At 69.8% G+C, this 12,451-nt stretch carries 11 protein-coding genes; 7 read left to right on the top strand and 4 right to left on the bottom strand.

What is annotated here, in order from left to right; genetic code table 11:
* Positions 1 to 301 precede the first annotated feature (301 nt).
* The 3 genes from ABZ471_RS37285 (at position 302) to ABZ471_RS37275 (ending at position 2,937) form a co-directional block, all read left to right on the top strand.
* Entirely contained in the window at positions 302 to 823 is a 522-nt protein-coding gene (locus ABZ471_RS37285) for a transglycosylase SLT domain-containing protein (protein WP_359072902.1), read from the top strand.
* 501 nt (positions 824 to 1,324) lie between these two features.
* Complete coding sequence (locus ABZ471_RS37280; protein ID WP_359072900.1) at positions 1,325 to 1,930, top strand: TetR/AcrR family transcriptional regulator; 606 nt, start codon at positions 1,325 to 1,327, stop codon at positions 1,928 to 1,930.
* Positions 1,927 to 2,937 (top strand): DMT family transporter, encoded by a 1,011-nt coding sequence (locus ABZ471_RS37275; protein WP_359072898.1) that lies wholly within the window; start codon positions 1,927 to 1,929, stop codon positions 2,935 to 2,937. The genes ABZ471_RS37280 and ABZ471_RS37275 overlap by 4 nt, the downstream gene beginning before the upstream one ends.
* 41 nt (positions 2,938 to 2,978) lie before the next feature.
* Here the strand turns inward: ABZ471_RS37275 and ABZ471_RS37270 are convergent, their stop codons facing one another.
* Positions 2,979 to 3,527, bottom strand: a complete 549-nt coding sequence (locus ABZ471_RS37270; protein ID WP_359072903.1) for a YciI family protein — start codon at positions 3,525 to 3,527, stop codon at positions 2,979 to 2,981.
* Positions 3,528 to 3,616: 89 nt separating this feature from the next.
* Between ABZ471_RS37270 and ABZ471_RS37265 the strand changes: the two genes are divergently transcribed.
* Entirely contained in the window at positions 3,617 to 4,468 is an 852-nt protein-coding gene (locus ABZ471_RS37265) for an aminoglycoside phosphotransferase family protein (RefSeq protein ID WP_359072896.1), read from the top strand.
* A gap of 429 nt (positions 4,469 to 4,897) precedes the next feature.
* On the opposite strand, the gene ABZ471_RS37260 is transcribed toward ABZ471_RS37265, so the two are convergent.
* Together ABZ471_RS37260 and ABZ471_RS37255 are read right to left on the bottom strand one after the other, a co-directional pair.
* Positions 4,898 to 5,554 carry an ATP-dependent endonuclease gene (locus ABZ471_RS37260; RefSeq protein ID WP_359072895.1) on the bottom strand — a complete coding sequence of 219 codons (657 nt, stop codon included), beginning with the start codon at positions 5,552 to 5,554 and terminating at the stop codon, positions 4,898 to 4,900.
* A gap of 493 nt (positions 5,555 to 6,047) precedes the next feature.
* A complete protein-coding gene (locus tag ABZ471_RS37255) occupies positions 6,048 to 6,488 on the bottom strand; it encodes a nuclear transport factor 2 family protein (protein WP_359072893.1) in 441 nt (146 codons plus the stop codon).
* A gap of 122 nt (positions 6,489 to 6,610) precedes the next feature.
* Here ABZ471_RS37255 and ABZ471_RS37250 point away from each other — a divergent pair, with 122 nt between their 5' ends.
* The 3 genes from ABZ471_RS37250 to ABZ471_RS37240 all read left to right on the top strand — a co-directional run bounded on the left by ABZ471_RS37250 (position 6,611) and on the right by ABZ471_RS37240 (position 8,608).
* Entirely contained in the window at positions 6,611 to 7,183 is a 573-nt protein-coding gene (locus tag ABZ471_RS37250; protein WP_359072892.1) for a helix-turn-helix domain-containing protein, read from the top strand.
* 151 nt (positions 7,184 to 7,334) lie between these two features.
* A complete protein-coding gene (locus tag ABZ471_RS37245) occupies positions 7,335 to 7,700 on the top strand; it encodes a hypothetical protein (RefSeq protein WP_359072891.1) in 366 nt (121 codons plus the stop codon).
* Between the two features lie 122 nt (positions 7,701 to 7,822).
* Positions 7,823 to 8,608, top strand: coding sequence for an alpha/beta hydrolase (locus tag ABZ471_RS37240; protein WP_359072890.1), 786 nt, complete (start codon positions 7,823 to 7,825; stop codon positions 8,606 to 8,608).
* A 95-nt stretch (positions 8,609 to 8,703) separates the two neighbouring features.
* On the opposite strand, the gene ABZ471_RS37235 is transcribed toward ABZ471_RS37240, so the two are convergent.
* Positions 8,704 to 12,369: a S8 family serine peptidase gene (locus ABZ471_RS37235; protein ID WP_359072888.1), complete on the bottom strand. Its 3,666-nt coding sequence runs from the start codon at positions 12,367 to 12,369 to the stop codon at positions 8,704 to 8,706.
* Between the last annotated feature and the right edge of the window lie 82 nt (positions 12,370 to 12,451).

The raw sequence follows: 12,451 nt of genomic DNA, 5'->3' as shown, positions 1-12,451 counted from the left end.
CCCATGTCACGTCCTATCGCGGATCGTAGAGTCACCCTGCCCCGAGCTGCCCTAAAGACCGCCTAATGGGTCAATTTCGGGCATCTCTCCGAAGTCGGGTAGTACGTCACATCCTTGCCACCGTCTCCGGCCGCCGCTAACCATGTTCCTCGTTGCCGCACAGCGCGACACGGACCCGGCGCACACCGCCAGGCCTGCCTCGCACCCCCCGGCAGCACGGGGCCCTCGCCCCGACGCCCTACAGGCCGCGACCGACACCGGCCGGCGCCTCTAAGACGTCTCGAAGGAGAGTCCCTTTCTCATGACCGCGATCACCGCCACCCGCCGCCTTGCCCGCCTGCGCACCCTCGCCCTGACCGGCCTCGCCACCACCGGTGCCGCAGCCGCCGCTCTCACCCTGATGCCGGCCTCCGCGCAGGCCGCCGAGGCACCCCGGGCCGCCCACGGCATCGCGGCTCCCTCGCGCGATGCCCACACCGACCCCAAGGGCGCCACCGGCAAGGCGGGGAACCTGGACAGCTGGATCAAGCAGTCCCTGGCGATCATGAAGGAGAAGGGCATCCCCGGCAGCTACGACGGCCTGCACCGCAACATCATGCGGGAGTCCGGCGGCAACCCCAACGCCCAGAACAACTGGGACATCAATGCGCAGAACGGCATCCCGTCCAAGGGCCTGCTGCAGGTGATCGACCCCACCTTCAACGCCTACCACGTCGCCGGCACCGCCCACAGCGTCACCGACCCGGTGGCGAACATCACCGCGGCCGCCAACTACGCCGCCCACCGCTACGGTTCCATCGACAACGTCAACTCCGCGTACTGATCTGGCACGCTTTCGCGCACAGAGGTGGTGCCGCCGACGGCGGTGCCGTCGGGGCCGGGGCTCGCGGTCGGGATCCTGGTGCTTCCCACCGCGCTCGGCCCACTGCCGCCCGGAGCGGGGCTGGGGGATGAGCAGGCCTCTCGGCTTGTTGCCGCTCCGTGTATTCCGTCACCTCGTGAGCGAGTTTCGTCGGTTGCTCGGCTGTGCGCTCGGGCCAGAGACTTCTCGCTCGGCTGGAGTCCGGGGCCCCCGGTGTCACGGACGATTCCGCGCTCGGCCCGCGGCTGCGCAGGTACCCGCAGGTGCCCCGACTGGGCCAACCGGACCCCGGAGGTCACCGTCAGGGCTGCCCCTCCTCCCGCCGGGTCTCCCCACCCGCGGATGTGTGGGCACTCGAAGCAGCCGACCGAAGGGGCGGGTGCCGCATTCGCGCGGCCCCGCTTCCGCGATTCCCGCCACGGCGTTAGTCTAGGTAGACCTACCTACCTAGTTTGGGCTGAGATGAGCGAGACTGACGTGAGCATGGCGGGGAGCGGGAGGCGGCGGCCTGCGCGGGAGCGGTTGCTGCAGGCGGCGGCTCGCCGGTTCTATGCCGACGGGGTGGCGGCGACCGGCATCGACACGATCACGGCCGAGGCCGGCGTGGCGAAGATGAGCCTCTACAACAACTTCTCCTCCAAGGCCGACCTGGTCAGGGCCTATCTGGACGCCCGGCACGAGGAATGGCTCGGCCTGTACCGGGCCCGTCTGGAGCGCGCCCGGAGCCCGCGCGAGGGTGTTCTGGCGGTCTTCGACGCGTACGCGGACCACGCGGCGTTCGCCTACGAGAACGGCTTCCGTGGCTGCGGCCTGCTCAACGCCGCCGCCGAGCTTCCGGCCGGTGACGAAGGCCGGGCCGTGGTGCGCGCCCACAAGGAAGAGGTCGAGCACCTGATCGTCGGCCACCTGGAGGAGCTGCTGCCCGGCCGCCCCGAGGAGGCGCATGCGATGGCCGAGCACCTCGCCTTCCTGCTGGAGGGCGCGATGGCCCGCGCCGGCCTGGAAGGCGACGGCGAACGCCTCCAGCACGCCCGCTCGCTCGCCGCGACCCTGCTGGACCGGCTGTGAAGGGTAGCGAGCGCGGCCGGAACGCGGGGATCGGGGCCCTGTGTGTGCTGGCCGCCTCCGTGCTGTGGGGGACGACGGGCACGGCCGCCACCTTCGCCCCGGACGTGGGCCCGCTGGCCATCGGCGCTGTCGCCATGGGCCTGGGCGGACTCCTCCAAGCCCTCGTCGCCGTCCGGCAGATCACCCGCCACGCCGCCCGCCTGCGCGACCAGCACGGCACGGTACTTCTCGGCGCCGTCGCGGTGGCGGTCTATCCCCTGGCGTTCTACAGCTCCATGCACCTGGCCGGAGTAGCCGTGGGCACGGTGGTGTCGATCGGCACCGCCCCACTGGCCTCAGCGGTGATCGAACGTGTCCTGGACCGCCGCCGGCTCACCCGCCGATGGACGCTCGCGGCCACCTTCGGCCTCCTCGGCACCACGTTGCTGTGCGTCGCCGAAGCCGCCCACGCCGCCGACGATGCGGCACAGGCATCCGTGGCCGCCACAGTGCTCGGTATCGGCCTGGGCCTGGTCGCCGCCGCGACGTACGCCCTCTACTCATGGGCCGCACACCGGCTGATCACCCGCCAGATCCCCTCCCGCGCGGCGATGGGTGCCGTGTTCGGACTCGGCGGGCTGCTCCTGGTGCCCGTCCTGCTGGTCACCGGCGCCCCGCTCATCGGCTCCTGGTCCAACGCGGCCGTCGGTACCTACATGGCGCTGATCCCCATGTTCGCCGGCTACGTCCTGTTCGGCTGGGGACTCACCCACGTACCCGCCAGCACCGCCACCACACTGTCTCTGCTCGAACCGGCCGTTGCCGCCGTACTCGCCGTTCTGGTCGTCGGTGAACGCCTCCCCGCTGCCGGCTGGACCGGGATCGCACTCGTCATCGCGTGCCTTGCCGTCCTCACTGCCCCGGCACCCGCCGCCCGGCGTCGGCAACAGCGGCCACGGGACGCGGTCGCGGGAGACGATGCCGGCGAAGCGACGCAAGGCGACCTGGTGCGCCCCGGGGTCACCTAGCACTCAACAGCCGGGCACCGTCGGCGTGGAGGGTCCTTGGGTCATCGCCGCCCGCCGAACTCCCAGTCGTGGACCTCGATGTCGGCGTACCGGTCCGCAGTCAGGACGGCGCGTGCCGTGTCCGGGTCCAGGGCCCGGACCAGCGCCGCTGTACCCAGCCAGGTGGCGCCGTCGTCGGACAACAGTGACCCGTAAGCGATCAGATCGTCCCGGTGGGGTGGCACGTCGACGTCAGCGGACTGCCCCGAGCCGAGGCCGAGCACCAGGTACCGATGGCCACCGGTCCGGCCACCAGGGAAATCCCACATGGTGCGCCCCAGCAGGTTGCGCCACCGAAGCAGCAGCACATCCCGGTACACGCCGGCCTGGTAGTTGGGCTCGTCGAAGGCGAACGCGCGGGCGGCAGCGGGATTCGGCAAGTCGACGATGTGCACGCTGCCGCTGGGCGTTTCGCCGTCACCGGCGAAGGTTGGGCCGCGAGCGACCATCTCCTTCTCGTACCGGTCCATGTAGGACCAGTGCTTTTCCAGCAGCTCGTTGCGTAACGTGAGGGATCCGGGCCGGTCGCGGTGGTGGCAGAAGTACTCCATGCCCCAGACTTTCCCGAACATACGGCAGCGTCTCAATAGACTCGCTTGGAGAGTTGTGGCGGCGGGAAAGGGAGAGAGGCCAGGCGACGATGGAGGCGTCAGAGGTCCCGCGTGCGGTGGCCGCGGCCATGTCGACCGCCTCATCACTCGGCCTGACAGTCAACGACGTGATCGTTCTTCATGACTCGAACAAGCTCACCCTGCGTCTGCTGCCTTGTGACGTCTTGGCCCGGGTGGCACCTGTAGCGCATCAGGTCGCACAGTTCGAGGTCGAGCTTGCTCAGCGGCTCGCCGAATCCGGGTGTCCTGCGGCTGCTCTCGAGCCTCGAGTGGAGCCACGCGTCTACGAGCGTGATGGCTTCGTGGTCACGCTATGGACCTACTACGAACCGGTGACGCCTCGAGAGGTCTCACCGGCCGACTACGCCCATGCGCTCGAGCGGCTGCATGTCGGCATGCGCAAGCTCGATGTCCCGACGCCGCAATTCACGGATCGTGTCGAGCAGGCTCAACAACTCGTGGCGAACCGCGACCAGACTCCGGCGCTCGCCGACGCGGACCGGGAGCTGCTCGGCGACACGTTGCGAAACCTGAGACGAGTGATCGGCGAGCGCGGCGGCGCCGAGCAGCTGCTGCACGGCGAGCCGCACCCGGGCAACGTGCTCACCACGAAGAACGGGTTGCTGTTCATAGACCTTGAGACGTGTTGCCGTGGGCCCGTCGAATTCGACCTCGCCCATGCCCCGGAGGAAGTCAGCGAGCACTATCCGGGCGTCGACCAGGACTTGCTGCGCGAGTGCCGGGTCCTCGTGCTGGCGATGGTCACAACGTGGCGCTGGGATCGAGGCGACCAACTCCCCAACGGGCGCCGGCTGGGCACAGAGTGGCTCAGCCAGATCCGAGCGGCACTCGATCACCACGGCTTTGATACCCATGGCTGACCGCGGACCTTCGAGGTCGTAGCAGGCCGGCTTCAGCCAACAGCGCCTCATCAGCGCATATGGGCGTGCCAGGCCCCTCGATTCCGGCATGATCAGCCGGACAGGCCCTGTGCGTCGGAAGACGCGGACCGACGAGACCGGACGCTGCGCGGTGCTGTATCCGGCCGGTGAGGTGCGGCCCCTGCTGGCCGAGCGGGGCTGCACCGTCGCGCCGGGCAGCCGGCGTGCGCCCTCGCCGGCTGCGACAAGCCAAGGCGGACATCTGGATGGGTGCGGGTGTTGGGGGATCGATGCTCTGGTCAGCGGCCAGGCCCGAGAGCATCGTGACCTGGACCTGATGCACGGGCAGATCAGGAAGCCGCCGTGATGGCGGATCCGGCTGGCGAGGGTTTACCGGGCCCCGCCGGCACGGCGAGGGCGTCGGCCGTGTCAGACGTGCGTGAGGAGGCGCTCCAACGGCCGGGGAACGCGCGCGAGGTCCAGATGCGCGACCAGAGCCTGCGCGTAGAGCGCCTTACGACCACTGTGCGTGCCCATGAAGCGCCGCAGCTGGTGCTCCACGGGCCGTTCCCGCTGTGCCGGCTGGCCCTGGAAAGTGTGGAAGGGGCGCATCTCACCCTGGGCCTCGATCACCTGCTGCACGTCCTCAGCACCGAGAGCGCGGATGAGCTCGTCCTCCAGGTCGGCGACGCACACATGGAAACCGAGTGTCTCCAGTCTGGCGCGCGTGAGACCGGTCCCGAGCCCGACCCGCTCCAGATGTCGCAGGAAGTGCCGCTCCTCGCCGATGTCGCAGAGGCCGGCCAGTGGGAGGCCGAGCCCCGGAGGGCCGCACACGTCCAGGAAACGCCCGATGTTCGTCGCACCTCCGAGCGGCACTACCGCGACACCCTCCGCACCGAGGTCGCGGCCGTAGCGCGTGGCCAGCGCTTCGAGCGCGACCTGGTCACTGCTCCCCTCGACGAGCACGATCGTCCGCACACCACCGCCGGCCAGCTCCCGCGCCATCGCGGCAGCCGCACCCGCCCCCGCTCCGCCGGCCGCCCATGCGTCCAGGGCCAGGCGAAATCGGCTCAACTCGTCCACGAGACCTCGCTTTCCGACGCCATCCTGGCATGGGCGAGATGCCGTACGCATGCACGTTTCCGGGGGCATCGCTTGGCGAGGCTCCGCCAAGAACGCCACGTGACGTCCCAGCCCCACCGGTCCAACGGCGGTAGAGGACAAGAACGTTCATGTCAGACAGGACCTCGGCGGCCAGGGTGAGACATGCCGACGAGCCACAAGTCATCTCCCCGACGGTGTCGTCCGGCTGCCGGCCTCTTGCACAGTGCTCGCGAGAGCGGGAAGGCCGATGGGCAGCCACTTCTCATGGAGGGAGAGCAGGATGCGGCCGCCGGGCGCAGCACGCGGTGGAGTCCGGCGAGGGCGGTGGGGAGGCCGGGCCGGAGCAGGAGGCTGCTGACGGAGATCACGACGTCGACGGACGCGTCGGGTTGGCCGGTGCGGGCGGCGCTGCCCTTGGCGTCGGCGCCCATCCGAGATCCAGAGGTCCCTGGCCCCGAGCATCGCACTCGTGCTACTTGCCTTCCAGCGCCACCACCAGCTGAGGCAGGTTGCCGCCGGCCACGATGAGGGCAAGGTGGTCGTGGTAGTCCCGGCTGCTGACGATCAGGCCGTCGCGGACCCGCAGCACCTGGATGTTGGCGGCCTTGAACGTCCGCCCGGTCAACCGGTGGTGCACTTGGTAGTCGAACTCGGCGACGACCACCTCTGCGTCGTCGGTTTCCCGGACGACCACGTTCGCCGGGGTCAGTTCCACGGGCGAACTCGTGGAGACTTGTGCGAACCGCTCCTTGAGCGCGGCCCGACCCTCGACCCGGCGCGGACCGACCGGCTCGAAGACGGTCTCCACTACGGCGTCCTCGGCATAGAGCTCGGCCAGCTCCGTGAACCGCCCTGCGCCGATGCCCTCGATCAGCTTCTGGAAGACCTCGCGCGGTGACAGCGTTTCAGGCATGACAAGCCTCCGGTGGGATCCACGGCTAGAATCGGACTAGTGACTCCGTTTTTACGATACGGACTGGAGAGTCCGGTTGTCCAGGGTGGTTCTGCCGTGGACGGCGAAGGGATGGGAGAGGGATGGGTGGCGCTCAGGAGCGCCCGCTGCGTGCGGACGCGGTCCGCAACCGGGCCAAGCTGCTCGATGTCGCCACGGAGGTGTTCACCGCCCGCGGCGTCAGCGTGCCGACCGAGGAGATCGCCCGCATCGCCGGGGTCGGGGTCGGCACGCTCTTCAGACATTTCCCGACCAAGGAGGCATTGCTGGAGGCGGTGATGGTGCGCAGGCTGGAGGAGATGGCAGCCCAGACCGCGCAGCTGGCCGCCGAGACCGGGCCTGCCGAAGCCTTCTTCGCCTGCTTCCGTCTGGTGGTGGAACAGTCCGCGGGCAAGAGCGAGTTCACCCAGGCTCTCGCGGCGGCGGGGGTGAACGTACACGCATCCCTGCAGGATTCGACCATGGAGATCCAGGCTCGGCTGGCCGATCTACTGACCGGGGCGCAACAGGCAGGGGCGGTCCGCCCGGAGCTGGGCCTGCCGGAGTTCATCGCCCTCTTGGCCGGCGTCGGCAGGGCGATGGAACAGCTCGGAGCGGATCCGGCGCCCCGGGAGCGGATCTTCGAGGTCGTCTTCGACGGGCTGCGGCCACGCTGAACGGAAGTCGCACCAACCTCCCACGGAAGTTGCTGAACGAACTACCGACCGCCATCGCGAGCATCGGCGCCACCCGACTGACCCCTTGGAATCAATCGTCCGGGGCCCGTCCCTCGGACCATGTTCGGGCGGTGCTCGGCAGGTTGGGCGCATGACTTCCGCACTTGTTGTTGGCTACGACCCGCAAGCGATACCCGGCGTCGACGGGAAGGCTCTCCGCGCGGCTCTCGATGCGGAACTGGCCCGGTTCGGCGAGCACGGCATAGAGGCGGCCATGACAGTGATCGTGTTCGATGAATCGGCCGAGTCCACCCTCGTCGCGTCCATGACCGAGCGCCCATGGGATGTAGTGGTCGTCGGCGGTGGGATCCGCAAGGCGGAGCAGCTGCTTCCGCTGTTCGAGCAGGTCGTGAACCTGATCCGGCGTCATGCACATCGACGAATACGCGTTCACCCGAAACGTGGCAGACCAACTACGCGATCACGACGACCGAGAAGAGTTCCTCGCCGGCATTGACCTCATCCTCACCGGGGTCACTGCTCGTCAGTAGCCGACCGACCCGGCGCTGTCGCAGCCGGCCTCCTCGACGTCCTGCCCGAGCTGCAGAACACGGAAGCCAGGACCGCATACTGACGACCATGACGCCGAGGATCCCGACCGAACCGAAGCGCGCGGCCACGACGGTGGCCGGGCATCGCCTGTCCTTTCTCGACTTCGGTGGTCCGGGACGCCCTCTGCTGGCCCTGCACGGGCACTTCGGAGAAGGCCGCACCTTCACGCACCTGGCCCGGGAGCTGGGCGACTCCTGGCGGGTCATCGCCCTCGACCAGCGTGGACACGGTCACTCCGACCGTCCCGCCGACTTCTCCCGCAACGGCTACGTCGAGGACGCTGCGACCGTGCTGGAACATCTGGCGATCGACGGCGCGGTGGTACTCGGCCACTCCCTCGGAGGCGTCAACGCCTACCAGCTCGCGGCCCGGTACCCGGGGCTCGTGGACGCATTGATCGTCGAGGACATCGGCGCCGAAGCCGATGACGACCTCTCCTTCGGCCTGTCCTGGCCACACCGGGCACCGACTCGGGCCGAGCTGCTGGAACAGCTCGGCCCGTCGGCGAGCTACCTCAAGGACGCCGTGCGTGAGTACCCCGACGGATGGGGCCTTGCCTTCGACCCGAAGGACATGAACGCCTCCCAGCAGCACCTCAACGGGGATCACTGGAACGACTGGCTCGCCAGTGACTGCCCGGCCTTGCTCATCCGCGGCAGCCGCAGCACGGTCCTCAGCGCCGGGCACGCGAAGGACATGGCAGCGAGGCGCCCTCACACCCGGCTCGTCGAACTCCTGGCCGGGCACACCGTCCACGAAACCGTTCCAGCGGAGTTCGCTGCAGCTGTCAGGGCATTCCTCGGCTCGCTGTGAGCCTGCCGAAGCGCACCCGCCCCGGAGCGAGCCCGGGCGCGTGGCCGTGCGGAGCCCCCGGCAGAGCCCCGCACGGCTGATAGCCGTCGGTGATCTCAGCGCAGTCCGAAGGCCCGGGTGATCGTCTGGGAGACGGTGTTCCCGGCGTTGTCCCGGGAGGTGACCCGAAGGGTGGCGAAGTCCGCCGACTCCGGCGCGCTCAGGTTGGTCCGCCAGCCGTCACCGGTGCGGGTCAGGTCGCTGGGGCGCCAGCTCCTGCCGTCGTCGTAGGAGACCTCCAGTGAGGGCTTTCCGATTGCGGCCGTGGTGCCGGGCAGGTGCGAGGCCGTCACCGTCAGCCGGGCACGCCGATCCGCTCGGCCGGCGGTGTCGGTGTCCACGCCGTAGTCGAGCTGGATCAGCGGCAAGGACTCGGTCGACTCGGCCCCGGTGACCGCGGAGGTGAAGTTCCACTCGGTCAGGGTGTGTGTCGAGTACGGATCGGCCCAGGTCCCCCGGTCGTTGTCGATCACCAACCGGTAGGGCAGCCGCTCCGCGCCGAGGCCGGGAACCTGCAGCCACTCGGCGTTGCCCCAGTCGAGCTGTTGGTCGCCCTGGTAGAGCGCCATCCAGTCCTTGACGTCGAAGTTGGCGCCGGCTTCGCCCACATGTCCGGCGCCGGAGTCACCCCAGCCGGGGGCGGTGATGTACATGGTGTCGAGGTAGCGCACGGGCTGGTAGCCGATCGGACCCATCCGGGGGCGTTGGATCGGCCCGAACCAGCTGACCTTGCCGGTCCTCCGCGCCGGGTAGTGGAGGACGTCGATGGAGTGCTGCCCGGTCTCGCTCCGGATGAAGGCGTCGTCCAGCCAGGCGGCGCCGGAGGTGACCCAGTCGGTCCGTTGTCCCTGGGCGGGTGCGGTGAGCTGGTTGCCGACGGCCCAGCCCCGCCAGACGTCGGCGCGGAACTCCATTGCCTTGCCCGGACGGTAATTGCGGAATGAGACGTCCACCTTGCCCAGGTCCTTCGGTTCCTCCCGCCAGGTCGGGTCCACCGGGACCGCGCCGGACCAGTGGTGCACCACGTCGTAGAGGTAGTCCGTGGTCGGGTGGGAAGTGACCTTCAGTCTGACTGCTCCGTGCCGCAGTGAGCCGATCAGGTCGGCGCCCTGGTCGGCGTTGAGGGTGGCCACGGTCAGCGGTGCCGTGCTCTCGGGGCTCCACGGGGTCTCGTCCCAGGGCTGCAGCCGGCCGGCGCCCTCGTTGGCGACCAGGAGCACCCGGGCGCCGGCGGCCGCTGCGGCCTCCGCCTGTGCCTTGATCCCTGCCGGGTCGCTGCCCCGGACCACCACGGCCTTGCCCCGAACGTCCAGCTGGGCCAGCTCCTGCGCCGTGCCCTCGCCGGCGTAGACCGCCATGAGCGTCCGGGTGCCGTCCGGCAGTGGCTTGGCCGACCGCTTGACCAGCGGATCGGCGTAATCCTCCGACGCCGTGCCCACGGTCAGCGCCGGCTGTTCGAGGCGGAAGCGGGCACCGAACTCGAACTCTCCGGTGCTGACCTTCTTGCCGGTCGGCAGCGCCCAGATGCTGTCGTACGACTCGTTGGGCAGCATGGACGACTCGACCAGGCTGTCGGTGAACGACCGATGGACGTCCAGGCGCGGTGCGACAGCGGTGACCTGCTTCGGTACGCGGGCCAGGATCCGGCGGGTCCTGCGGCCGTCCAGGGTGACGGTGCGGTCCTTGTCCAGCTGCACGTCGTTGAAGGCGAGCAGCGCCATGCCCCGTGAGTGCGGCCCGTCGGCCCCCTCCACGTCGGCGGTCAGCCATCCGCTGTAGCTGCCGACGGGCAGCCGCACCGTGCCGGTGCCGGACCGGTCGAGATCCATGACCGTGAAGAGGTTCTCGGCGGTGAGGATGACCCTGCCGGTCAGCGGCCGGCCGGACCGGTCCTTCGCGACGACGGTCAGGTTCTGCCGCTGTCCCTCCCTGGCGGCGCCGATCAGGGTCCGGGCCCGGACCGCACCGGCGCTGTCCGTGCCGGTGACCACGGCACTGACGGGCCGGTCGGCCGGCAGGACGTCCAGGTGCGCGGTCAGGTCGACCGAGGCCGTACCGTTCGCGGGAACGGTGATCCGGTCGTCGGAGAGGGTGAACAGCCCTGCCGGGACGGTGCCGTCGACCGCCAGGTCGAGGCTGACCGGGGTGTCACCGACGTTCGTGTACGTCACCTTCTGGACGTCTGTCTCTCCCGGCTTCGGGGGCCAGGTGTGGAAGCCGGAGTAGGCGTCGGCGGTGGCGAAGACCGAGGCGTGCGCCGCCGCCGACGCGTCGAGCCGGCCGGCGCCCGCCTGGTACGGCGTGTACGACGGGGTCGCCTTGGCGCTGCTGACCAGCGCCTCCTTCAACTGTGAGCCGGTCCAGTCGGGGTGCTCGGCGGCCAGCAGTGCGGCGGCTCCGGCGACGTGCGGCGTGGCCATCGAGGTGCCGCTCATCGTGGTGTAGTAGCCGGAGCCCCGCCTGTAGTGCGAGCGCGCCGCGACGATGTCGACGCCGGGTGCGGTGAGTTCGGGCTTCAGCCCGGCGTCGCCGTCACGCGGACCCTGGCTGGAGAAATCGGCCAGCTGGTCCTTGGCGTCCACGGCACCGACGGTCAGCGCGGCGTCCGCGGCACCCGGGCTGCTGATGGCGTGCGGGCCTCCGTTGCCCGCCGCTACGACGAACAGCGCACCGGTGTCGTGGCTGAGCCGGTCCACGGTCCGGCTCATCGGATCGGTGGCGTCGCCGCTCCCGCCCAGACTCATGCTGATGATCTTGGCGTGCTGGTCCCGGGCGGCCCACTCCATGCCCGCGATGATCCAGGACTCCTGGCCACTGCCTTCGGTGTCCAGCACCTTGCCGATGGCCAGCCGGGCACCGGAGGCGACGCCTCGCTCCTTGCCGTCGGAGGCGCTGCCGGTGCCCGCGACCGTCGAGGCCACGTGGGTGCCGTGGCCGTTGTAGTCGGCGACGTCCTCCTCGTGGGGGACGAAGCTGGCGCTGGCGTCGATCTGCCCGGTCAGGTCCGGGTGTTCGGCGTCCACGCCGCTGTCGAGCACCGCGACCTTCACGCCCTTGCCGGTGTTCCCCTCCGCCCAGACCTGCGGTGCGCCGATCTGTGCGGTGGAGTCGGCCAGGTCGGCCTTCACCTTGGCGTCGAGCCAGACCTTCGCGATGCCGCCCGTGAAGGCCGGCTTCGCCGAGCGGGCGGCCGCCGCCCCGGAAGCCCCGGTGAGCGCGGACCAGAACGCCGGGGCCTGCTCGCGGTTCTGCGCGAGCGCGGCACCCCGAATGCTGTCCAGTCGGCGGACGACGTCCGAACCGGTGACCTTCGGCTGTGTCCGGGACCTGGCGGCGGCGTCGGTGTAGCTCACGATCAGCGGCAGCCGGGAGGCATGCGCGTCGTCGTAGCCGTCGGCGATCAGCCCGGTCACGTTGAACAACTGCTTGTCCAGCTTTCCGGTGCCGACGTAGGGCAGGGCGGCGTCGGGATACACGTACGTCGCACCGTCGATGACGGCGCGGTGGAATCCCGCAGTTGTGCCGTTCGCGGCTTCGAAGGACCGGACGACGGTGCCGTCGGCGGTGGTACCGATGGTGACCTTGTCACCGGTGATCAACGTGACGGTGTGCATGGCGCCGTCGGGTGAGCGCTGTGCGACTTCCGCAGGCACGGACAGGGCGGCGTCTGCGGGGGCAGCGGCTGTGGCCGGTACGGCCCCGAGACACAGGGCGGTGGCCATGCTGAGAGCCAGCAACCCCGGTCTGAAATCAGGCTTTTCGGGCAAAGGGAACCCCTAAGGCGGTGGACGAACGGGAGGTGGT

The sequence above is a fragment of the Streptomyces sp. NPDC005728 genome (assembly GCF_040630895.1).
Taxonomy (GTDB): Bacteria; Actinomycetota; Actinomycetes; order Streptomycetales; family Streptomycetaceae; genus Streptomyces.
This window is presented reverse-complemented; position numbering and strand designations above follow the sequence as displayed.

Coding starts and splice junctions, on each gene's coding strand:
- ABZ471_RS37250 (WP_359072892.1), top strand. CDS start 6,611: ATGGGTGGCGCTCAGGAGCGCCCGCTGCGTGCGGACGCGGTCCGCAAC.
- ABZ471_RS37245 (WP_359072891.1), top strand. CDS start 7,335: ATGACTTCCGCACTTGTTGTTGGCTACGACCCGCAAGCGATACCCGGC.
- ABZ471_RS37265 (WP_359072896.1), top strand. CDS start 3,617: ATGGAGGCGTCAGAGGTCCCGCGTGCGGTGGCCGCGGCCATGTCGACC.
- ABZ471_RS37285 (WP_359072902.1), top strand. CDS start 302: ATGACCGCGATCACCGCCACCCGCCGCCTTGCCCGCCTGCGCACCCTC.
- ABZ471_RS37240 (WP_359072890.1), top strand. CDS start 7,823: ATGACGCCGAGGATCCCGACCGAACCGAAGCGCGCGGCCACGACGGTG.
- ABZ471_RS37235 (WP_359072888.1), bottom strand. CDS start 12,369: ATGGCCACCGCCCTGTGTCTCGGGGCCGTACCGGCCACAGCCGCTGCC.
- ABZ471_RS37280 (WP_359072900.1), top strand. CDS start 1,325: ATGAGCGAGACTGACGTGAGCATGGCGGGGAGCGGGAGGCGGCGGCCT.
- ABZ471_RS37255 (WP_359072893.1), bottom strand. CDS start 6,488: ATGCCTGAAACGCTGTCACCGCGCGAGGTCTTCCAGAAGCTGATCGAG.
- ABZ471_RS37270 (WP_359072903.1), bottom strand. CDS start 3,527: ATGGAGTACTTCTGCCACCACCGCGACCGGCCCGGATCCCTCACGTTA.